Raw genomic sequence first — 22,205 nt, forward strand, 5'->3', positions numbered from 1 at the left:
GGCCGGGGCGCGCTCCCTGTCACCCCAGGGCCGGGAGAGGCGGGCGTTACTTCTTGGCCTTGCCCTCGCCCGCCGACTCGTCGGTCGACAGCACGGAGATGAACGCGTCCTGCGGCACCTCCACGTTGCCGACCATCTTCATCCGCTTCTTGCCTTCCTTCTGCTTCTCCAGCAGCTTCCGCTTACGGGAGATGTCACCGCCGTAGCACTTGGCGAGGACGTCCTTGCGGATCGCGCGGACGGTCTCGCGGGCGATGACCCGGGAGCCGATGGCGGCCTGGATCGGCACCTCGAAGTTCTGCCGGGGGATGAGCTTCTGCAGCTTGGCCACGAGGCGGACACCGTAGGCGTACGCCTTGTCCTTGTGCGTGACAGCGGAGAAGGCGTCGACCTTGTCGCCGTGCAGCAGGATGTCGACCTTGACCAGCTGGGCGGACTGCTCGCCGGTGGGCTCGTAGTCCAGGGAGGCGTAACCGCGGGTCTTGGACTTCAGCTGGTCGAAGAAGTCGAAGACGATCTCGGCGAGCGGCAGGGTGTAGCGGATCTCGACCCGGTCCTCCGAGAGGTAGTCCATGCCGAGGAGCGTGCCGCGCCGGTTCTGGCAGAGCTCCATGATCGCGCCGATGAACTCGCTGGGCGCGAGGACCGTGGCCCTCACGACCGGCTCGTGCACCTTGTCGATCTTGCCCTCGGGGAACTCGCTCGGGTTGGTGACGATGTGCTCCGAACCGTCCTCCATCTCGACGCGGTAGACCACGTTGGGGGCGGTGGCGATGAGCTCCAGGCCGAACTCGCGCTCCAGGCGCTCACGGACCACGTCCAGGTGCAGCAGGCCCAGGAAGCCCACGCGGAAGCCGAAGCCGAGCGCGGCGGAGGTCTCCGGCTCGTACACCAGGGCGGCGTCGTTGAGCTGGAGCTTGTCCAGGGCCTCACGCAGGTCCGGGTAGTCCGAGCCGTCCAGCGGGTACAGGCCCGAGAACACCATCGGCTTGGGGTCCTTGTAGCCGCCCAGCGCCTCGGTCGCCCCGTTGTTCAGGGAGGTGATGGTGTCACCGACCTTGGACTGCCGGACGTCCTTCACACCGGTGATGATGTAGCCGACCTCGCCGACGCCGAGACCGTCGGACGGGGTCATCTCCGGGGAGGAGACACCGATCTCCAGCAGCTCGTGGGTGGCGCCGGTCGACATCATCCTGATGCGCTCGCGCTTGTTGAGCTGGCCGTCGACGACCCTGACGTAGGTGACGACTCCGCGGTAGGGGTCGTAGACCGAGTCGAAGATCATCGCCCGGGCCGCCTCGTCCGCCATGCCGACGGGGGCGGGGACGTCCCTGACCACGCGGTCGAGCAGCGCGTCCACTCCGACACCGGTCTTCGCGGAGACCTTCAGCACGTCCTCGGGCTGGCAGCCGATGAGGTTGGCCAGCTCCTCTGAGAACTTCTCCGGCTGGGCGGCCGGCAGGTCGATCTTGTTGAGCACCGGGACGATGGTGAGGTCGTTCTCCATCGCCAGGTAGAGGTTGGCGAGCGTCTGGGCCTCGATGCCCTGGGCGGCGTCGACCAGCAGGACCGTGCCCTCGCAGGCGGCCAGCGAACGGGAGACCTCGTACGTGAAGTCCACGTGCCCCGGGGTGTCGATCATGTTGAGGATGTGGGTCGGGCCCTTGCCCTTGCCCTCGCCCTCGGTGGGCGCCCACGGCAGACGGACCGCCTGGGACTTGATGGTGATGCCGCGCTCGCGCTCGATGTCCATCCGGTCGAGGTACTGAGCACGCATCTGCCGCTGATCGACCACTCCGGTCAGCTGGAGCATCCGGTCGGCAAGCGTCGACTTGCCGTGGTCGATGTGCGCGATGATGCAGAAGTTGCGGATCAGCGCCGGGTCGGTACGGCTCGGCTCGGGCACGTTGGTAGGAGTCGCGGGCACGCAGGGTCCTGATTCTTGAGACGTCGGACGCCGTGTCTCGGGTCGATGTCGGGTCGGACGGATCGATACGTAGCCACCATGGTCCCACGCCTGCGGGACCGGGACCGGTTTGGGCCGGTCCGAGGGTGGCTGCTACCGTGGGCAGCTGTGCCTCGTGGCCCTCAGAAGCGGCGTGGCGCACATAGAAGATCCAACGAACCTGAAAAGGCTCTTTCGTGGCGAACATCAAGTCCCAGATCAAGCGGAACAAGACGAACGAGAAGGCGCGCCTGCGCAACAAGGCCGTCAAGTCCTCGCTCAAGACCTCGATCCGCAAGGCCCGTGAGGCTGCCGCTGCCGGTGACGTCGAGAAGGCCACTGTGGCCGTCCGTGACGCGTCGCGCCAGCTCGACAAGGCTGTCTCGAAGGGTGTCATCCACAAGAACGCCGCCGCCAACAAGAAGTCGGCGCTGGCGCTCAAGGTTGCCGCCCTCCAGGGCTGAGCTACTGATGTGATCGCCGGAACGGACTCAGCGGGCCCTCTCTCCCGCTCCTGACCGGCACCCCGCGCCGCACACCGAACCTGCGTTCGCCACGCGGGTGCGGCGCACCTCGCTTTGACCGAAGGCCCCGGCCGAAGTCCTCCCCAGGACGACGGCCGGGGCCTTCGTGCGTGGGGCGGGGGTGCTGCGCGGGGGCGGGTGGTACGCCGCAGGCCGGGACTCGAAGAAGGAGCACGGCTGAGCGCGCGTGCTGGGCTGGGCGGCGACTGGGCGCGCGTGCTGGGGCTGGGCGGCGGGGCTCAGCGGCCGCCGGAGCGTGCCGCGCGGGCGACGGCCACCACGGCCTTCTCCAAGGCGTACTCGGGGTCGTCGCCCCCGCCCTTGACGCCCGCGTCGGCAGCCGCGACCGCGATCAGTGCTGCGGCGACCCCGTCCGGAGTCCATCCGCGCATCTGCTGACGTACCCGGTCGATCTTCCACGGCGGCATTCCGAGCTCACGGGCGAGATCCGCCGGCCGCCCGCCACGGGCGGAGGAGAGCTTGCCGATCGCCCGGACGCCCTGAGCGAGGGCGCTCGTGATCAGGACGGGGGCGACACCGGTCGACAACGACCAGCGCAGCGCCTCCAGTGCCTCCGCGGCCCGGCCCTCGACCGCCCGGTCGGCGACGGTGAAGGAGGAGGCCTCCGCTCGGCCCGTGTAGTAGCGGCCGACGACGGCCTCGTCGATGGTCCCCTCGACGTCCGCGACGAGCTGTGAGGCGGCGCTCGCGAGCTCCCGCAGGTCGCTGCCGATGGAGTCCACCAGCGCCTGGCACGCTTCGGGCGTCGCGGAGCGGCCGAGCGCACGGAACTCCGCACGGACGAAGGACAGCCGCTCGGCCGGCTTCGTCGTCTTGGGGCACGCCACCTCGCGCGCGCCGGCTTTCCGCGCCGCGTCCAGCAGCCCCTTGCCCTTGGCTCCGCCCGCGTGCAGGAGCACGAGGGTGATCTCTTCGGCAGGGGCGCCCATGTACGCCTTGACGTCCTTGACGGTGTCGGCGGAGAGGTCCTGGGAATCGCGCACGATCACCACCTTGCGCTCGGCGAAGAGCGACGGACTGGTCAGCTCGGCGAGCGTGCCCGGCTGCAACTGGTCCGGAGTGAGATCGCGGACGTCCGTGTCGGCGTCCGAGGCGCGCGCCGCCGCCACCACGTGGCGGACGGCGCGGTCCAGGAGCAGGTCCTCCTGGCCCACGGCGAGCGTGACGGGAGCGAGCGGGTCGTCGGTGGAACTGTGTCTGGTGGCCATCGCGCTCCAGCATCCCACGCTCCACCGACAGCGACGCCGGACGGCCGCCCGCGGGCGGAGCCGCCGGGTCCGTGCCGGAGAATGGCCGGGTGAGCGATGTGAGACACGTACTGGTACTGCCCGACCGGGATTCGGCCGAGGCGGTCGCCGAGGAGTTGCCCGACCGGTTCCGGGTCGCCGAGGAGCCCCAGATCGTCCGGGACGCGCTGGCAGGGGAGGACGACGCCGAGGACGCCCAGTGGCTGGTGGTCGTCGAGGACCCCGCGGAACGGCTGGACTCCGCGGCCCTCGACGCCTTCGCCGCGGAGTACGAGGGCTGGCTGGAGACGCCGTAGCCCGCGGCGTCCGGCCGAGCCGCGCGGCTCACGCCCCCCGGGTCCCCGCCGGCCCTTCGGAACGCCCTGGGGAACGCACTTGGGAACGCACTTCGGGCACCTGGTCCAGCACCACCCCAAACCGATCGCGGTACGCACGGAGTACGTCCGCGTCGGTCGCCAACTCCTCCGTGGAGCGGTTCCCGCGCACGGTCGACACGAGGGTCCGGCCGCGGAGTGTCACCCGCCCGTCCTCGGTCAGCCGTGAGCAGACGAGGGACCGGGTGAAGTGGGACTCGGGCGAGGTGCGGTGGTACCAGGAACCCGCCCGGAAGTCCGCGAGCGCACGCGGTCGCAGGTCGAGGCGGAACTGCCGGGAGCCGTCCCGCACCAGGTCGAGGTCCCCTCGCGGTGCCTCCCTGAAGCGAAACCTTCCGCTCGCGTCCTCCTGTTCCACACGGGAGTCCAGGGCCAGCGGATCCACGGCGTGGTCGCCGAACCCCACATCGGCGAGCCACGGTCCCGTGCCGTCCTCGGTCTCCACCCGCAGCGCGACGTGGTCGTACGGGATGCCGAGGCGCCCTCCGTCGCCGAAGACCCGGGCCTGGAGCAGGGTGACCCGGAAGCCGAGGCCGCGCAGCAGTACGGCGAAGGCGCCGTTCAGTTCGTAACAGAAGCCGCCGCGGCGCTGCGTGACGATCTTGTCGACGAGTCCGTCTTCCTCCAGGACGATGTCCTGGTCCAGATGGATGGACAGGTTCTCGAAGGGCACGGTCATGAGGTGGCGGCGCTGCAGTTCCCGAAGAGCGGGCGCGTCGGCCCGGGAGGGGCGGGCGGCTCCGATGCGCTCCAGGTAGGCGTCCACGCGGGCTCCGTCGAGGCCGGGGGCAGGTCCGGGTGGTCCTTCGGTCGTCCTGGCAGATTCGTCCATGGCGGCAGATTCGTCCATGGCGGAAGTCTGTCCCCGCACACCGGGCGGTGCCATGCGCCGGTGGACCTAGGTCCGTCGGCCGAGGCGAGGTCAGCGGCCGGTCGCTAGCGTGTGGGCCATGACGGAGTCGGCACCGGCCCGCAGCCCGGAACAGCGCAAGCAGGACGTACTTCACCGTCTGGAGCACGACGAGGACGTCTGGGTGGCGACGGCGTCGCCCCAGGGTGTGCCCTGCCTCGTGCCGCTGTCGTTCGTGTGGGACCGGAACACGCTGCTGCTCGCCACCCGGCGCACCAATCCGACCGCTGTGAACGTGACGCCCAAAGGCCGTGTGAGGCTCTCCCTCGGGCACACCCGCGACGTGGTGCTGATCGATGGCGAGGCCGAGATCGTGGAGGGCGCGGAACTCCCCACCTCTTCCGGCGACGCGTTCGCCGAGAAGCTCAAGTGGGACCTCCGCGGCCGCCCCGCCTGGGTGTACCTGCGCGTCAGGCCGCACGGGATCAAGGCGTGGCGGGAGGAGAACGAGCTCGCGGGGCGCGACCTGATGACCGACGGAAGCTGGCTGGTGTGACGCCAACGCGCCACCCCGGCCACCGTGGCCTCGCCGCACCTTCGTCATCGCCCTGCCGGGCCGCTCCCCGCACGCCGTCGCCCTCATGTGGGGGCTGCCGCACCCCGACGGGTGCCCGCTTCCCGTTCATGACCGCCCCGCCGCGGAAAGTTCCTCACCGCTTCCCGTGACCGCGATCGCACCGTCCCTGTCGGTCCGAAGGATCTCCGCACCCGCCGCTTCGAGCGCGTCGAGCGTACGGGCGGCCGGATGCCCGTACGGGTTGTCCGCGCCACAGCTGATGAGGGCGAGCCGTGGGCGGGCGCTGCGCAGCAGGGTGGGGTCCTGGTGTGCGGAGCCGTGGTGCGCGACCTTGAGCACGTCCACGCGCGGCAGCACGGGGAAGGCCCGCAACACCCCCTGCTGCGAGGGGGGTTCGAGATCCCCGAGCAGCAGCAGGGTCAGTCCTGCCGATCTGACCAGGAGCGTCACACTGGAATCGTTCGGCTCCCCGGTCATCCGGGAAGGGAGCGGACCCTGCCCGCCCGTCGCCGGCCACAGCACCTGCCAGTCGACCGGGCCTGCCCGGCGTCGCTCACCCGGGGCGGCCCGGATCAGCGGAATGCGGGCCGCCGCTGCCGTCCGCTTCACGAAGGCGGCCTGCTCGGGTGGTTCGTCGAGCACCGTCGTCTGGATCACGCCCACCTCGCGGCCCCGCAGCACGCCCGGCAGCCCGCGTACGTGGTCGGCGTGGAAATGTGTCAGGAGCAGGAGGGGAACACGGGTGATGCCCAGGTCGCGCAGGCACCCGTCGACAAGGCGCGGTTCGGGGCCCGCGTCCACGACCATCCCCGCCCCCTCCCCCGTGGCGAGCACCATGGCGTCGCCCTGCCCGACGTCGCACAGGGCGAAGGACCAGCCTGGAGGTGGCCATCCCGTGATGAGCCGGGTCAGCGGCACCGGTCTCCATACCGCCAGCACCAGGAGGACCGCGGCAGCCGAGCAGAGCCACGGGTGGCGGGCCAGACGGTGGGCGGAGAGCAGCAGCACCACGGTGAGAGCGGCCAGGAGGGCGGCACCGCGCCAGCCACCGGGCCAGTCGGCCTCCGCCCCCGGCAGGTTCGCCCCCGTACGGGCCACGTACGCGATCCAGCTGACCGGCCAGCTCGCCACCGTGGCCAGCCCCACGGCCGCCGGCATCCACACAGGAGCCACCGCGAGGGCGGCGAAACCGAGTACCGTCGCGGGCGCCACCGCGAGCTCGGCCAGCAGATTGCACGGGATCGCCACCAGGCTGACCCGTGAGGCGAGTACCACGACCACGGGAGCGCAGACCGCTTGGGCGGCTCCGGCGGCCGCCAGCATCTCGGCCGGCCGGGCCGGGACCCCGCGTCGTTGCAGCGCACCGCTCCACCGCGGGGCCAGCGTGAGCAGCGCACCGGTGGCGAGCACGGAGAGCAGGAAGCCGTAACTGCGGGACAGCCACGGGTCGTACAGCACCAGGAGCAGCACGGCCGCGGCAAGTGCGGGGATCAGCGATCTGCGCCGGCCCGTCCCGATCGCGAGGAGGGTGATCAGACCGCACGCCGCCGCACGCAGGACGCTCGGTTCGGGGCGGCAGACGATCACGAAGGCGAGGGCGATGATTCCGCCGATGACGGCCGTCATGCGCAGCGTGATGCCCAGCCTGGGTGCCAGCCCACGGCGTTCGCTGCGCAGCGCCGTACCCGGTGGTCCGATGAGGAGGAACAGGAGCACGGAGAGGTTGGCACCTGAGACCGCGAGGAGATGGGTGAGGTCGGTGGCTTTGAAGGCGTCGTGCAGGTCGGGTGGGACACGGGAGGTATCTCCGACCACCAGCCCCGGCAGCAGCGCACGCGCGTCGGAACCGAGCCCGTCCGTGGCCTCCCGGAGGCCGGAGCGCAGTCGTCCCGCGCCCCGTTGGAGGAAGGTCGGGCCGGCGCTCGTCCTCGGTGGCCCGTCCGCGTCGGTGCCGAGGACGGCTGCGATGCGCTCGCCCTCGTGACGCGGCGGTGCGAGGCGCCCGCTGATGCGGAGCCGGGTCGAGGGCAGCAACCGCCTCCAGTGCGCGACCGCGTCACCGGGGGCGACCATGACCAGGACCGGGGTACGGAGCGCGGTGACCCGTCCGTCGGGAGCCGTCAGCCGGGTGACCTCGGCGTCGATGAGCAGAGACACGGGCGTGCTGTGATCGCCCTGGACGCGGGGCCGGGTCGGCCGCGGGTCGGACGTCAGGGTCAGGTCGGCCTCGACCCTCGCATACGCCTGCGCGAGGCCCGGGACGGGCCCGCTGCGGGAATCCGCCGCGTGCAGCCCTCCCGCCGCCGCGCCCGCGGCAGCGCACAGGAGCACCCCGGCCACGGCGGTGGCGCGCGGTACGGCCAGGCGCACCCGCCCCTCGGGGCCTGTTGTCGACAGCGGTGCGCCGGAACGCCCCGTCCACCACGGACTCACCCGCACAGGCGACCCCTCGGCACGGCCTCCTGCGCTCCGGAACAGGGTGAGGATGCCCAGGCCCGCGCAGCCGCAGAGTACGGCTCCCACCGCAGCCCAGCGGCCGGGCACACCCAGAGCCAGCGCTGCCGCCCCCCACACCGCCAGCGCGGGAGGCACCAGCCGGAGATCCACCGGAGCTTCCTGCTGAGGGTCCGCGGCTCCCAGCCGAGATCCTGAATCCCTGTGCAGATCGGCGCTGTTCACGGTGTGACCAGTGACCGAAGGTCCGCGAACCGGCGGTCGCCGATTCCGTTCACCTCGCGGAGTTCGTCGACGGATCGGTAACCGCCGTGTTCGGTCCGGTAGTCGATGATGTGCTGCGCGAGGACGGGTCCGACCCCGGGCAGGGTCTCGAGTTGTTCGACGGTGGCCGCGCCGAGGCTCAGCGGGGTCACCGGTCCGGTGCGCCCGGGTCCGGCCCCGGTGCTTCCGCCCGGTGGAGGCTGGGCGGCGGGCACGCCGACGGCGACCTGCTCGCCGTCCGTCAGTACACGCGCTCGGTTCAGTCCCGTGACATCCGCACCCTCACGCACGCCCCCCGCGGCCCGCAGTGCGTCCGCGACCCGGGAGCCGGCCGGCAGGTGCTGGATCCCTGGGCGGCGCACCTTTCCGCTCACGTCGACGACGATGCGTCCGCCCGGAGTCGGGCCGGCCGGCGAACCGGCTGTCAGCGGAGAGGGCACGCCGGGCCCGGAAACACCCGGCATGCCCGCCTGGACGGCTGCCGCCTCCGCCACCCGGTCGGGAGCACGGACGGTTTCGGGCCGCGCGGACCAGAAGTGGGTCGCCGCGAGGATCACCGCACCGGCCAGCACGACCGCCACCGCCGCGAGCGCACGCGGTTCCAGTCCGCATCGGAGCTGTAACCACAGAGGAAGGCGGTCCCGGAGCGCCGGGCCTGCCTCCCGCCACCACCGGGCCCGCGTTGCGGGGGTCAGGGGCACTTCTCCGTCCGATGGCCGGAGCGAGCCCGCAACGGCAGGAGCGGACAGCCCGGCCGGCTCGGGCATCAAGGGGGGCAGGCCCTCGGCCACAGGCGGAGCCGCGGCGGTGGTGCCAGGGCCCGGTCGCACGGCGGGCGCAGGAGGGCTCCCGGCGGACGTGGCCGTCATGCCCCGGTCCACAACCCAGGACGGTGCCGCGCGTGCCCGCCCGGGTGGGGCGGATGGCGCGCCGGCCCCGCTCGCTCCCGCATTCGTCGGCACGGAGGCTCCCACGTTCGTCGGCACCGGGCGCCCGCCCGCCATCAGCGCGTCCGCCCTGAGCCGTGAGGCTGCCGCGGCCTCGGCGTCGAACCCGCGCGCGAGACGCCGCCTCGCGTGCCGGGCTCCGTAGGCGGCGCCCGGCGAAGTGCCTGCCGCGCCGCCCGGGCGGACACCGGATCCGTGCCGGGAGCGGCCCGCCGGGCCGCTCCCGCGCACCGGACGCCGGCCGGCTCGATGCGTGTTCGCGCCCGCGTGCTGAGGCGAATGCGGGCGCACCTCTCCGGCCCGGTCCGGAGCGATGCGCGCGGCGTCGCCGAAGTGCTGCTGCGAGGCCGCGAGCGGTCCGGATACCGGAAGACCGGACGGCGAGAGGCCGGGCGCGGAGAGGCCGGGCGCGGAGAGGCCGGGCGCAGGAAGACCAGGCGTGGAGAGGCCGGGCGCGGAGAGGCCGGGCGCGGAGAGGCCGGGCGCAGGAAGACCAGGCGTGGAGAGGTAGGGCGTGGCGAGGTCGGGCGTCGGACAGCCCGACGCCGAGAGGTGGGGCGCCAGAAATCCGGCCGTCGGAAGTGATCGGTAGCTCATGCCGTACGACGCTAGACACTTCTGCCGGAATGCGCCGAGGCGCCCCATATCCGGTGGATAACTCACCAGTTGTGGATATCTTCGCCACCCACAGGGAGGAAAATCAGCGCGGAGACACGACCGCGCCCAGCAGTCCGGGCCCGGTGTGCGCTCCGATGACCGCGCCGACTTCGCTGACGTACAGCTCGGCGAGTCCGGGTACACGGGCCCGCAGTCGCTCCGCCAGTCGCTCGGCTCCTTCCGGCGCGGCCAGATGGTGCACGGCGATGTCCACCGCGCCCGAGCCCGCCTGCTGCGCCACGATCTCCTCGAGCCGGGCGATCGCCCTGGACGCGGTTCGCACCTTCTCCAGCAGTTCGATGCGGCCACCGTCCAGCCGGAGCAGCGGCTTGACCGCGAGGGCGGATCCGAGCAGCGCCTGAGCGGCGCCTATACGTCCGCCCCGGCGCAGGTAGTCCAGCGTGTCGACGTAGAAGTAGGCGGACGTGTCAGCGGCCCGCTTCTCGGCTGCGGAGACCGCCTCCTCCGGACCGCCCCCCGCCTCCGCGGCCTCAGCGGCGGCGAGTGCGCAGAAGCCCAGGGCCATGGCCACCATGCCGGTATCCACGACGCGCACGGGCACGGGTGCGTCCTTCGCCGCGAGCAGCGCGGCGTCGTACGTTCCGGAGAGCTCGGCCGACAGGTGGAGGGAGATGACGTCAGTGGCACCCGCGGCCGCCACGGCGCGGTACGTCGCGGCGAACACTTCCGGGCTGGGCCGCGACGTGGTCACGGAGTGGCGTTTCTGCAGGGCCAGAGCCAGCGACCGGGCCGAGATCTCCGTGCCCTCCTCCAGCGCTTGATCACCCAGGACCACGGTCAGCGGCACCGCGGTGATGCCGTGCCGTTCCATCGTCCTGCGTGGCAAGTAGGCCGTTGAATCGGTGACGATAGCGACATGGCGGGACATGAGCCGGAGATTACCTTCCAGGGCGGGGGCGCGGCAGCCCGGGACCGACCTGCTGATCTTTTCCGCTCGCCCTGCAAACATTCATCGATCGCACTCCGACACGCGTTGACGACCCCGAAAGCACGTCGCCACCTGCGCCGCCCGTGGGCCGCCGGCTCCGAACGCGCCCTCAGCGGGCCCCGACCGCGCGGCGGGCCGCCCCACCCGGCTGTGGGCATCGGCTGCCGGCTGGTTCAGTTCGTCGTCTCGGGCTTGGCCGACTTCTGCCACGGGTAGCCACCCGAGCGCGGATCCGGGGAGGTGATCGCCTGCGGTGACGGCTCGTCCGCCGGTGCGGTCCAGTGGTGCCCTGCCGCGTCACCGCCGTGTGTCTGCGGTTCCTCGGTGGTCCAGTGCCGCAGGGCGCCGGCCTCCACGTCGATCTGCGCGTTCAGTGCGGCCAGGTCGTCGTCGGCGAACTGCCGGGCCCGGTCACGCGCCGCCCAGCGCAGCGATTCCGCCGAGTGCGTGATGCGCTCGGTGCGCTCCTTGAGCGCGGGGAGCAGGGAGGCCACGGTCGCCCGGTCCGGCTCGCGTTCCAGACGCTTGAGGTCGTGGTCGAGCTCGCGCCCATGGGCACTCAGCCGGTGGAACAGGTTCAGCGACTCCGCGAGGGAGGCGTCCTCGGCCGCTCCGGCGTTCAGCGCCTCCTGCGTGGCTCGCATCGACGTCCGCAGGGCGAGCCTCAACTGGGCGAGTTCGCCGGGCACCCCCGGCTGCCCGTAGCTCTTCGCCCGCAGCGCGGTGTCCTCGACCGAGCGGCGCGCCTGCGTGATCGTCCGGTCGACCCCCCGCTTGGCGGCACGCACCGCCTTCACGCCGGCGTACACACCGAGCGCCATGAACGCGACGAACAGCAACGTCAGGATCAGGATCACGGCTTCCATGGACGCCCCTCGGTTGTCGGCTCGGCTGCCGGTGTGCGGCCCGCCCCTCCACGGTAAACGGAACGGGCAGCCCGAGGGTTCCGGAGGAACCCCCAACCTGCCCGTAGGGGAAAGCCCTGGCGGCCGGAAAATCCCTGGTCGCGGGGGAGGGCCCCGGCCGTGGAGCGGAAGAACGGTGCGACCCTGACCGCCCGGACGCGTTCCCGCCCACCCGTCACCGAGCGGCTCACCCCTCACACCGCGGGCCGCCCCGCAATCACACGGAGCGGCCCGAGGACGTCCCTATGCGGGGACGATGTTGACCAGCTTGGGCGCCCGGACGATCACCTTGCGGATACCGGCCCCGCCCAGAGCGGTCACGACGTTCTCGTCGGCCAGGGCCAGCGCCTCCAGCTCCTCGTCCGTGATCGACGGGGAGACCTCCAGGCGCGCCCTGACCTTGCCCTTGACCTGCACCACACAGGTGACGGTCTCGTCGGTGACGTACGCGGGGTCGGCGACCGGGAAGTCCTGGTGCACGACGGACTCGGTGTGGCCCAGCCGGCGCCACAGCTCCTCGGCCACGTGGGGCGCCAGCGGCGCCACCAGCAGCACCAGTCGCTCGGCGACCGACCGCGACAGCGGGCCACCCGACTTCGTCAGGTGGTTGTTCAGCTCGGTGACCTTGGCGATCGCGGTGTTGAAGCGCATCCCCGCCATGTCGTGGCCGACGCCGTCGATGGCCTTGTGCAGGGCCCGCAGCGTCTCTTCGCCGGGCTCGGCATCGACGACGGTGACCTCACCGGTCTCCTCGTCGACGATGTTGCGCCACAGTCGCTGCAGCAGCCTGTACTGGCCGACGACGGCCCGGGTGTCCCAGGGACGCGAGACGTCCAGGGGTCCCATGGCCATCTCGTACAGGCGCAGGGTGTCGGCGCCGTACTCCCCGCAGATCTCGTCGGGCGTCACCGCGTTCTTCAGCGACTTGCCCATCTTGCCCAGGACGCGGCTGACCTTCTCGTCGCCGTGGAAGTACGCCCCGTGACGCTCCTCGACCTCGGCGGCCGGGACCGCGATGCCGCGGCTGTCCCGGTAGACGAAGGCCTGGATCATGCCCTGGTTGTACAGCTTGTGGAACGGCTCGGCCGACGAGATGTGCCCCAGGTCGTGCAGGACCTTCGACCAGAACCGGGCGTACAGCAGGTGCAGCACGGCGTGCTCGGCGCCGCCGACGTACAGGTCGACACCGCCGGTCGGCAGGCCGTCCCGCGGTCCCATCCAGTACTGCTCGATCGCGGGGTCGACCAGCCGCTGGTCGTTGTTCGGGTCCAGGTAGCGCAGCTCGTACCAGCAGGAACCGGCCCAGTTGGGCATGGTGTTGGTCTCGCGGCGGTACCGGCGCGGGCCGGAGCCGTCGCCCAGGTCCAGCGTGACGTTGACCCAGTCGGCGTTGCGGGACAGCGGGGTCTCGGGCTGGGTGTCGGCGTCCTCCGGGTCGAAGGTGCGCGGCGAGTAGTCCTCGACCTCGGGCAGTTCCAGCGGCAGCATCGACTCGGGCAGCGGGTGGGCGATGCCCTCCTCGTCGTAGACGATCGGGAAGGGCTCGCCCCAGTAGCGCTGGCGGCTGAACAGCCAGTCGCGCAGCCGGAAGTTGACGGTGCCCTCGCCGACTCCGTGCGTCCGCAGCCATTCGGTGATCTTCGCCTTGGCGTCGACGACGCCCAGGCCGTCGAGCGAGATCTCACCGTTGGCGGAGTTGACCAGTTTCGCCTCGTAGGAGGAGAACGCGTCCTCCCACGTGGAGGGGTCCAGTCCGCGGCCGTCCGAGGGCTCGACGACGCAGCGCATCGGCAGCTCGAAGGCGCGCGCGAAGGCGAAGTCGCGCGCGTCGTGCGCCGGGACGGCCATGATCGCGCCGGTGCCGTAGCCCATCAGGACGTAGTCGGCGATGAAGACCGGCACCTTGTCGCCACTGACGGGGTTGGTCGCGTACGTCCCGGTGAAGACACCGGTCTTGTCCTTGGCCTCCGCCTGGCGCTCCACGTCGGACTTGGCCGCGGCCTGCTTGCGGTAGGCGGTGACCGCCTCGGCCGGGCTGGCGTGGCCGCCGGTCCACACCGGGTGCGTCCCCTCGGGCCAGGCGGCGGGGATGATCCGCTCGACCAGCTCGTGCTCCGGCGCCAGCACCATGTAGGTGGCACCGAACAGGGTGTCCTGCCGGGTGGTGAAGACGGTGATGTCGCCGGCACCGTCGACGGGGAAGTCGACGCGGGCGCCCTCGGACCGTCCGATCCAGTTGCGCTGCTGCAGCTTGATGGCCTCGGGCCAGTCCAGCCCGTCCAGGTCGTTCAGCAGCCGGTCGGCGTAGGCGGTGATCCGCATGTTCCACTGGCGCAGCTTCGCCTTGAAGACCGGGAAGTTGCCCCGCTCGGAGCGGCCGTCGGCCGTCACCTCTTCGTTGGCCAGCACGGTGCCCAGACCCGGCGACCAGTTGACGGGCGCGTCCGAGGCGTACGCCAGGCGGTACTGCCCCAGGACGTCGGCGCGCTCGGCGGCGCTCAGCCCACTCCATGCGCGGCCGTCCGGCAGCGCGCGCTCACCGCTCTCGAACTGGGCGACCAGGTCGGCGATCGGGCGGGCCCGGTCGGCCTCGGTGTCGTACCAGGAGTTGAAGATCTGCAGGAAGATCCACTGGGTCCACTTGTAGTACTCCGCGTCGATCGTCGCGAAGGAGCGGCGCTTGTCGTGGCCCAGGCCCAGCCGTCGCAGCTGGACCTTCATGTTCTCCATGTTGGCCTCGGTGGAGGCGCGCGGGTGGGTGCCCGTCTGTACGGCGTACTGCTCGGCCGGCAGACCGAACGCGTCGAAGCCGAGGGTGTGCAGGACGTTGTGCCCGGTCATCCGCTGGTGGCGGGCGTAGACGTCGGTGGCGATGTAGCCCAGCGGGTGCCCGACGTGCAGACCGGCACCCGAGGGGTACGGGAACATGTCCATGATGAAGCGCTTCGGCTTCGCCGCCAGTCCGGAGCCGTCCGCCAGGTCACCGCTCGGGTTGGGCGCCTCGTATGTGCCCTCGGCGTCCCAGAAGTCCTGCCAGCGTGCCTCGATGTCGGCGGCCATAGCTGCCGTGTAGCGGTGCGGCGCGGCCACCTCGGCTGCGGAATTCGTCTCGCTCATGATCCTCAAAGCTCCATCGATCGTCATCTGCCGGCGCCCACCGTCTACGGACACACGTCTACGGAAACGAAAAATCCCCTCGCACAGGAGGGGACGCCGCGCTGAGTCCGACCAGGCGTTCTCACCGGTCGGGAGTGGTCAGCGCGGCTCGCTGAGCAGAAGGCATACGGCACGCATGGCGTCAGGGTACCGCACGGGCCCGGAGCCCGGCCCGGCAGTTGTCCGCCGCACGCCGTGCCCGGGACCCGCCCCGACTGCCCATCCCGGGCACCCGATGGGCACGAACCCTCCGCAGGACCTACACAGTCCGGGGGTTACTCCGCGTACTGCCCCCTATCGGGGCAACACTTCAAACCTCGTACCGGCCAGTATGCGGCGACCTAGCATGCGGCAACGGGACCGCTTTGCCGAACCATTCGGAGTCGCCCCCATGAAGCCTCATCGCAGGATCCGCTCGTCCCCCTCCATGAGTCCGAGTCCAGGTATGAGCCGCCAGACACAGGGCGGACTGACCGTCGCGGCGCTGGTCCTCATTCCGCTGCTCGCCGTCGCCGGGAGCGACGGCATGCGCACCGCGTTCGACTTCACCACCGGCGTGCTCACGCTGGTGTCGCTCACCGCAGCCGTCGCATGGGGCCTGCTGGCCACCGACCGGCTGTTCCTCTCGACCCGCCAGCGGCTCGTCTGCCAGGGCATCCACCGGGCCGCCGCCGTCACCTCGCTCGGCTTCCTCCTGCTGCACGGCACCGTGAAGGTCGCTCTCGGGCACGTCGGTCTGCTGGCCGCCCTCATACCCTTCGGCACGGGTGTCGGCGGCACCGCCGGTCTGATCGGCTTCGGCTCACTGGCCGGTCTGCTGATGATCGTCGCCGCCGCCACCGGCGCCATGCGCAGCGCGTTCGCGACCCCCGGCAAGATCGCCGGCCGCTGGCGCGCGCTGCACGCTCTGGCCTACCCGGCCTGGTGCTCCGCCCTGGTGCACGGTCTGTACGCGGGCCGGCAGCCGGCGACCTGGGTCGTCGTGATGTACATGCTCTGCCTGCTCGCCGTGGCGGCCGCACTCTGCCTGCGGCTGCTCCCCGGCCCGGCGAAGAGGCTGATCGTCGAGCTGGTCACCGATCTGATCGGTTCGGCGGCTCCCCCGTCGGCGTCCGACCCGGTCGTCCGCTCCTCGCCGCTCCCCGGCGCGGAGAACGCACCTCCGCAGCCCCGCCGGGGCCTGCCGCCGGAGGCCCCCGGCTGGGGGGACGACGACGACCGCGGCGTACGCGGCACCCCGGTCCGCCCCCGGACCCTGGCTGCGCCGCCCGACGCACCCGGGTACGGGTACGGGAGGGCCTACGAGGAGGCGCCGTTCACACAGACCTCCTACGCGCAGCCGCCGTACGAGCAGCCACGGTACGAGGCCCCGTCCTACGAAGGCCCGTACGAGGCGCCGCCCCGCGTCTCCGACCGGTCCGGACCGGCACCGGAGACGTCGACCGGAACGCGGCCGGGCATATCGGCGGCCTACCGGGCGGTCTCCCGGGCCTCCGCCGCCTCGCAGCAGGCGACGGACGCACGCTGGCCCGCTCCCTCTCCCGCTCCCCCGGCGCAGGCGCCCACGCCCGCGCAGACCGTCCGTCCGACCACCGCATCCGACCAGGAGACCGAGCAGCTGCCCGGGCCGCTCTACCCGCCCCCGCCCGGGGCACCCTGGCACGCACCCGCAGGAGAACGACCTTGAACGTCCCCCTCCCCGATGTGCCCGAGGTCCGCGTCGTCGGCCTCCCCCAGCTGACCACCGGCTTCGACCTGGTGGAACGCCTGGATCTCGCCATGCACCTGAAGGTGCACGGCCCGCTCGAACCGATGACGGGCGAGCGGCTCGCCGAGCTCGCCGAGGCCATCTCCCTGCGCGGCCGGGGCGGCGCGGGATTCCCGTTCGGGAAGAAGCTCCGCGCGGTGGCCAAGGCGTCCATACGGCGCGGAGTGAGGCCCGTCGTCGTGATCAACGGCAGTGAGGGCGAACCCGCATGCCGCAAGGACACCGTGCTGCTCAACCGGGCTCCGCACCTCATCCTGGACGGCGCGCTGCTCGCCGCCGAGGCGCTCGGCGCCCGCACGCTCGTCGTGGCCGTCACGCGCAACTCCACGGAGATATCCGTCCGGTCCGCCCTGGCCGAGCGCGGCCTGTCCGACAAGCGCGGGCAGCACCTGCGGGCACGCGTGGTGCGTACCCCCGAGCGCATGGTCTCCGGGGAGGCGTCCGCCGTCATCCGGGCCGTGAACGGCGGTCCCGCCCTGCCCCCGGGGCGCCGCGAGCGCGCGGCCGAGTCGGGCGTAGCCGGCGCGCCGACGCTGCTGTCGAATGCGGAGACGTACGCCCAGCTCGCGGTCGCCGCGCGCATCGGTTCCCGCCGCTACGGGCACACGGGTCTGCACGACGAACCGGGCACGGTCCTGCTCACCGTCTCCGGAGCCGTGGCGACCCCGATGGTGATCGAGGTGCCCACCGGGGTGCCCCTGCGGTACGTCCTGCAGCTCGCGGGAGCCCCGCCCCTGCCTCAGGGGGTCCTCACCGGCGGCTATCACGGCAACTGGATCGACGCGATCGCCTCGCACGACGCCGTGGTCTCCAGGGCCTCGCTGGCGGCGGCGGGAGGCGCACTGGGCGCCGGGGCCATCCTGCCGATCGGCCCCGACACCTGCCCGATCGGCGAGTCCCTGCGCATCGCGAACTGGCTCGCCGCCGAGACGGCCGGCCAGTGCGGTCCCTGCAAGCTGGGACTGCCGGCGGCGGCGGGGGGCCTCTCGGACGTGCTGAACGGCGGCGGGCCGGCGGCCCTGGAGGCGCTGCGCGAGGTGACCCAGGCCGTGAAGGGCCGCGGGGCCTGCAAGCACCCGGACGGCTCGGCGCGCTTCCTGTCGTCCACCCTCTCCGCCTTCACGGACGACCTCGCCGCACATGTTCTGGACGGCGGCTGCGGACGCGAGACGCTCGGCGTGCTGCCGCTGCCCGCCGCCGGATACGAGGACCTGGAGGAGTCCATCCCGAGCGGGGAGAAGCTCGCCGTGGACTGGACGCTCTGCCAGGGCCACGGACTCTGCGCGGACATCGTCCCCGAGCTGATCAGACTGGGACCCGACGGCTACCCCGCGCTCGCGGACGCCGCCGTTCCGATGCACCTGCGGGGCCGCGCCCAGCGAGCGGTACGCCGCTGCCCTGCGCTGGCCCTGCGTATCGAACAGGCCCCCGCGGAACGCCCCGCCCTGCCCAGCGCACAGCGCAAGGCACTGGGCAGCGGCCGGGGCTGACCCGCCCGCACGGGAGGTGGGCCCAACGAAGAGAAGCGGGTCATCCGATCCGGATGACCCGCTTCTTCACTGTGGAGCTAAGGAGAATTGAACTCCTGACCTCCTGCATGCCATGCAGGCGCTCTACCAACTGAGCTATAGCCCCGCGCTGTTTGCCGCCCGGTTTCCCTGGCGACATCGAGAACATTACACGGTCCCCCCGGCCCATCAAAAATCGTTTCCACCTGGGCCCGACCCGACCGGCGGCCGACGGCCCGGAGCGCGGTCCGTCCGGCTCCGACGGCCCTGAGCGCGGTCCGTCCGGCTCCGGCGGCCCCCTCAGGCGGTCGCGAAGGAGTAGAACCGCTTGAGCGTGCAGTGCTCCTCCAGGAGCCGGCCGTAGATGGGCTCCCCTTCGAGCTCGCGGTACGTCTCGATGGCGTCGCCTTTTATGATCAGCGCCCGCGCGCACTCTTCGCACCAGTACTGGAAATCCGCGTTGACGGGGTCCATGTCCCTGACGATGGGCGTGCCGCTGCCGCACCAGTCGCACTTCCGCCTGTGTGCACCCATTCGGTCAGCTCCGACTGTGGCCGCAGGCCGTGCACGCGAAGGAGTTCTTCCGCGGGACGGCGAATCCGCCGTCGGCGGTGCAGCCATGGGTCGCGGTGAGGGCAAGCGGCAGGTCGGGGACCCGTACGCGGCTCGCAGGCATCGCGCTCCCTCCCGATCGGTCCGTCGCCCCCTCCGGCGCTCCGATTCTGCCATGGCCCCGCAAGGGGGTCAGCCCGAAGACGACCCCGTCATCCGCCTTTGGCCTGAAGGAACGGCACCGCGCGGGCCTGCCCGCCGCTGGAACGGGGTCCCCGGCACCCCGTCTCCCCTTGTGCCCGGCGGGGCAAGGCAGTTGGGAGGTTCCCGCGCGCGTTGCCGTCTCCGTCCCCGGCAGGGGACGAAAAAAAGATCCCGCCCCCTGCCGGGGACGGGATCTTCACTGTGGAGCTAAGGAGAATTGAACTCCTGACCTCCTGCATGCCATGCAGGCGCTCTACCAACTGAGCTATAGCCCCGCTGTCCGCTGTGTTTCCCTGCGTTTCCGCGCTGCGAACAAGAAGAACTTTAGCCTGCGACCAGCCGGAAAGTGAAATCCGGTCCCGACCGGCGGCGGAAGGCCTCGCGGCACCCGTCAGTCGTCGTCCCCGAGCACGGGTTCGGGAAGCGTCCCGGCGTTGTGCTCGAGCAGACGCCAGCCCCGCGCGCCTTCCCCCAGGACGGACCAGCAGCAGTTCGACAGCCCGCCGAGCCCTTCCCAGTGGTGGGACTCGAGACCGAGCAGCCGGCCGATGGTCGTCCGGATCGTGCCGCCGTGACTCACGACGACGAGGGTCCCCGCGTCCGGCAGCTTGCCGACGTGGTCCAGGACGACCGGGGCGGCTCTGTCGGCCACCTCGGTCTCCAGCTCGCCACCGCCCCGGCGCACGGGCTCACCGCGCTTCCACGCGGCGTACTGCTCGCCGTACTGCTCGACGATCTCCTCGTGCGTGAGTCCTTGCCAGGCGCCCGCGTACGTCTCGCGCAGGGCGGAGTCGTGCGCGACGGTCAGGCCGGTGACCGCGGCGAGCTCGGCGGCCGTAGCCGCTGCCCGGCTCAGGTCGGACGCCACGATCGCGTCCGGCCCGAGCGAGGCGAGGAGCCGGGCGGCCCGGCGGGCCTGCCCGACGCCGGCCTCGGTCAGCTCGATGTCCGTGGACCCCTGGAAGCGCCGCTCCAGGTTCCACGCCGTCTGGCCGTGGCGCCAGAGGACGATCCTGCGGCCTCTGCCGCTCCTGCTGCCGTTCAGTTCTGCTCACCTTCCGTGCCGCCGTTGAGCTGGGCGTGCTCCTCGGCCTTGCCCCGGGTCTTGACCGCGTCCTCCGGGAGGGCGATCTCGGGGCAGTCCTTCCACAGGCGCTCGAGCGCGTAGAACACGCGCTCCTCGCTGTGCTGGACGTGGACGACGATGTCGACGTAGTCGAGCAGGATCCAGCGGGCGTCGCGGTCGCCCTCGCGGCGCACCGGCTTGGCGCCGAGCTCCTTCTGCAGCCGCTCCTCGATCTCGTCGACGATCGACTTGACCTGGCGGTCGTTGGGAGCCGAGGCCACGAGGAAGGCGTCGGTGATCGACAGGACGTCGCTGACGTCGTAGGCGATGATGTCGTGCGCGAGCCGGTCGGCCGCCGCCTGGGCGGCGGCGGTGATGAGCTCGATGGAGCGGTCCGTGGCGGTCACATGCAGGCTTTCGTCGGCGGTCAGATCAACCTCTAGGGTCTCACGGACCGCCGACAGCCCTTACGACGTCGCCTTCGGGATCTCGTAGTCCCGGCCGAGGACCACGGACACGTCCGCGTTGGCGGCGGGCTTGCCCTTCTCGGCCGCGCTCTCCGGCAGACCGAGGGTCTTCGCGACCTCGACCGCCTTCGCCTTGTCCTCGGGCGCGCCGTAGACCACCGCGGACGAGGCCGCCGTGTCCGCCGTGCCCCCGTCGACGAAGGCGTAGCCGCCGTTGACCAGCTGGACCCGGGCGCTCTCGGTGCCGCGGGCGCTGCCGGTGGCGTTCTTGATGCCTACACGCACCGCCGCGTCCTGGTCCGGGGCCTTCACCTTGCCGCCGAGAACGTCCTTGACCACGCTCTCGGTGGCACTCTCGGTGAGGGTCCCGTCGTCCTGGACCGGGAGGAGTTCCGTCTTGTAGTCGCCGACCTTGGCGTGCCCGGCGAGCTTCGCCAGCGAGGCACCGAGGTCCTGCTCCGGCAGGGACGGATCGAGGATCTGCGCGAGCGTCTGAATCGTGACGGTCGCGGCCTTGGGGTCCTCCGAAAGCTTGCGGAGCACGCCGCGCATGACCTGTCCGAACCGCGTGAGCTGCTTGGCCTCGGGCTCACCAGGGCCCTGGTAGGTGGCGTACGCGACGGCCGCCTGGCCGCTCAGCGTCTGGGCCTCGCCCTTGCGGACCAGCGGTGAAGCGCCCTTCTCGGCGGCGGGCACCGCGGCGTCGGTGTCGACCTCGATGTTGCCGACGAGCTCGACGAGGTTCTCGAGGTAGGGCGTGTCGAGCCGCCAGGTGCCGCTGATGCTGGTGCCGAGCAGCGTGTCGATCGCCTCGCGGGTTCCGCTGGAGCCGTCGTCGTCGACCGACTTGCCCAGGGTGGTGGTGGAACCGTCGTCCCCGGCCACCGCGAGGGAGTTGGGCAGAAGGACGGTGGTGCCCTTCTTGGTGGTGACGTTGTCGACGAGCAGCGCCGTGGAGGTGCCGCCCTTCTTGGTGTTGTGCAGGTGGACGACTATGACGTCCCTCTTCTGCGGGCCGGCGGCCGCGGCGGTCTGCTCGTCCTTGCCCGCGACACCCGGGATCTTTCCGGCGAACCAGAGGTAGCCGGCTCCCCCGACGACCACGAGTGTCACGACGACTATCAGCGCGACCATCCGGTTGTGCCCGCGCCGCCGTGCCTCCTCGCGCCGCTCACTCCTGCTCTCGGTGAATTTCAGCCAGTCGATGACGTCTTCGGAGTTCTCGTCGGGCTCCTCGATGAAGGAGAACTGCTCCGTGCGGTAGTCACCGTCGGCGCGGCGCTGCCCGGGCACGCCGGTCCCGGCCTGCGGCTCGGGTTCACGCCGCTCGTCCGGCTGCGGCGGGGCGGCGACGGGAGCGGGGGCGGCGGCGGGCGCGGCGGGGGCGGGGACGGCGGCCCACTGCTGGGTGGAGTCGTTCACGACGGGCTGTGTGCCGGTGTCGTAGCCGTACCCGGCGTAGCCCTGGTCGTATCCGTAACCCTGCTGGCCCTGCTGCTGGGTGTGCTGGCCCTGGTGCTGCGTCTGCTGCGCCTGCTGGGCCGCGTACGGGTCGTACTGTTGCGTACCGGCGTACGGGTCGTAGCCGTAGCCCTGCTGGGGCTGCCCGTCCTGCTGGGGCTGCTGGGTCTGCTGCTGCGTGTACGGGTCGTACTGCTGCTGCCCCTGCTGCTGGTAGACCGGCTGCCCGTACTCGTCGTAGCCGATGATCTGCGGCTGCTGCTGGTAGTACGGGTCGTACGGGTTCTGGCGGTCGGTCACAGGTGCCCC

At 71.6% G+C, this 22,205-nt stretch carries 17 protein-coding genes and 2 tRNA genes; 5 read left to right on the forward strand and 14 right to left on the reverse strand.

The features are described 5' to 3' along the window. Positions 1-46 precede the first annotated feature (46 nt). Positions 47-1,927: a translation elongation factor 4 gene (gene lepA / locus OHT61_RS10515; protein WP_329037175.1), complete on the reverse strand. Its 1,881-nt coding sequence runs from the start codon at positions 1,925-1,927 to the stop codon at positions 47-49. 215 nt (positions 1,928-2,142) lie between these two features. On the opposite strand from lepA, the gene rpsT reads away from it, so the two are divergent. Beyond that, positions 2,143-2,409: a 30S ribosomal protein S20 gene (gene rpsT, locus OHT61_RS10520; RefSeq protein WP_014156344.1), complete on the forward strand. Its 267-nt coding sequence runs from the start codon at positions 2,143-2,145 to the stop codon at positions 2,407-2,409. Between the two features lie 299 nt (positions 2,410-2,708). Here rpsT and holA read toward each other — a convergent pair whose 3' ends face one another. After that, positions 2,709-3,698 (reverse strand): DNA polymerase III subunit delta, encoded by a 990-nt coding sequence (gene holA / locus OHT61_RS10525; RefSeq protein ID WP_329037180.1) that lies wholly within the window; start codon positions 3,696-3,698, stop codon positions 2,709-2,711. Between the two features lie 89 nt (positions 3,699-3,787). Here holA and OHT61_RS10530 point away from each other — a divergent pair, with 89 nt between their 5' ends. Then, positions 3,788-4,033 carry a hypothetical protein gene (locus OHT61_RS10530; protein ID WP_329037181.1) on the forward strand — a complete coding sequence of 82 codons (246 nt, stop codon included), beginning with the start codon at positions 3,788-3,790 and terminating at the stop codon, positions 4,031-4,033. A gap of 28 nt (positions 4,034-4,061) precedes the next feature. Here OHT61_RS10530 and OHT61_RS10535 read toward each other — a convergent pair whose 3' ends face one another. After that, complete coding sequence (locus tag OHT61_RS10535) at positions 4,062-4,961, reverse strand: arylamine N-acetyltransferase family protein (RefSeq protein ID WP_329037183.1); 900 nt, start codon at positions 4,959-4,961, stop codon at positions 4,062-4,064. Positions 4,962-5,061: 100 nt separating this feature from the next. Between OHT61_RS10535 and OHT61_RS10540 the strand changes: the two genes are divergently transcribed. Beyond that, on the forward strand, positions 5,062-5,517 hold the full coding sequence (locus OHT61_RS10540; RefSeq protein ID WP_329037185.1) for a pyridoxamine 5'-phosphate oxidase family protein: 456 nt from the start codon (positions 5,062-5,064) through the stop codon (positions 5,515-5,517). 126 nt (positions 5,518-5,643) lie between these two features. Here OHT61_RS10540 and OHT61_RS10545 read toward each other — a convergent pair whose 3' ends face one another. The 5 genes from OHT61_RS10545 to leuS form a co-directional block, all read right to left on the reverse strand. Then, positions 5,644-8,217, reverse strand: a complete 2,574-nt coding sequence (locus tag OHT61_RS10545; protein ID WP_329037187.1) for a ComEC/Rec2 family competence protein — start codon at positions 8,215-8,217, stop codon at positions 5,644-5,646. Continuing rightward, positions 8,214-8,837: a helix-hairpin-helix domain-containing protein gene (locus OHT61_RS32510; protein WP_443049396.1), complete on the reverse strand. Its 624-nt coding sequence runs from the start codon at positions 8,835-8,837 to the stop codon at positions 8,214-8,216. Before OHT61_RS32510 ends, OHT61_RS10545 begins: the two co-directional genes overlap by 4 nt. A 1,066-nt stretch (positions 8,838-9,903) precedes the next feature. Beyond that, on the reverse strand, positions 9,904-10,749 hold the full coding sequence (locus OHT61_RS10555) for a DegV family protein (protein ID WP_329037189.1): 846 nt from the start codon (positions 10,747-10,749) through the stop codon (positions 9,904-9,906). A 233-nt stretch (positions 10,750-10,982) separates the two neighbouring features. Next, positions 10,983-11,675 carry a hypothetical protein gene (locus OHT61_RS10560; protein ID WP_329037191.1) on the reverse strand — a complete coding sequence of 231 codons (693 nt, stop codon included), beginning with the start codon at positions 11,673-11,675 and terminating at the stop codon, positions 10,983-10,985. A gap of 282 nt (positions 11,676-11,957) precedes the next feature. Next, positions 11,958-14,831, reverse strand: a complete 2,874-nt coding sequence (leuS, locus tag OHT61_RS10565; RefSeq protein ID WP_329037192.1) for a leucine--tRNA ligase — start codon at positions 14,829-14,831, stop codon at positions 11,958-11,960. Between the two features lie 484 nt (positions 14,832-15,315). Here leuS and OHT61_RS10570 point away from each other — a divergent pair, with 484 nt between their 5' ends. Together OHT61_RS10570 and OHT61_RS10575 are read left to right on the forward strand one after the other, a co-directional pair. Then, the gene (locus OHT61_RS10570) at positions 15,316-16,557 is read left to right on the forward strand and encodes a hypothetical protein (protein ID WP_329037194.1); all 1,242 of its coding nucleotides are present in this window, start codon (positions 15,316-15,318) and stop codon (positions 16,555-16,557) included. Continuing rightward, positions 16,554-18,128 (forward strand): NADH-ubiquinone oxidoreductase-F iron-sulfur binding region domain-containing protein, encoded by a 1,575-nt coding sequence (locus OHT61_RS10575; RefSeq protein ID WP_329037196.1) that lies wholly within the window; start codon positions 16,554-16,556, stop codon positions 18,126-18,128. The genes OHT61_RS10570 and OHT61_RS10575 overlap by 4 nt, the downstream gene beginning before the upstream one ends. 72 nt (positions 18,129-18,200) lie before the next feature. Here the strand turns inward: OHT61_RS10575 and OHT61_RS10580 are convergent. The 6 genes from OHT61_RS10580 to OHT61_RS10605 form a co-directional block, all read right to left on the reverse strand. Beyond that, positions 18,201-18,273 (reverse strand) — tRNA-Ala (locus OHT61_RS10580). A 173-nt stretch (positions 18,274-18,446) separates the two neighbouring features. Then, entirely contained in the window at positions 18,447-18,680 is a 234-nt protein-coding gene (locus OHT61_RS10585) for a hypothetical protein (RefSeq protein ID WP_329037197.1), read from the reverse strand. 424 nt (positions 18,681-19,104) lie between these two features. Further along, positions 19,105-19,177, reverse strand: a tRNA-Ala gene (locus tag OHT61_RS10590). Positions 19,178-19,293: 116 nt separating this feature from the next. After that, on the reverse strand, positions 19,294-19,947 hold the full coding sequence (locus OHT61_RS10595) for a histidine phosphatase family protein (RefSeq protein ID WP_329043193.1): 654 nt from the start codon (positions 19,945-19,947) through the stop codon (positions 19,294-19,296). Further along, positions 19,944-20,375, reverse strand: coding sequence for a ribosome silencing factor (gene rsfS / locus OHT61_RS10600; protein WP_329037199.1), 432 nt, complete (start codon positions 20,373-20,375; stop codon positions 19,944-19,946). Before rsfS ends, OHT61_RS10595 begins: the two co-directional genes overlap by 4 nt. Positions 20,376-20,435: 60 nt before the next feature. After that, on the reverse strand, positions 20,436-22,196 hold the full coding sequence (locus tag OHT61_RS10605; RefSeq protein ID WP_329037202.1) for an LCP family protein: 1,761 nt from the start codon (positions 22,194-22,196) through the stop codon (positions 20,436-20,438). Between the last annotated feature and the right edge of the window lie 9 nt (positions 22,197-22,205).

It is taken from the genome of Streptomyces sp. NBC_00178 (assembly GCF_036206005.1).
Taxonomy (GTDB): Bacteria; Actinomycetota; Actinomycetes; order Streptomycetales; family Streptomycetaceae; genus Streptomyces.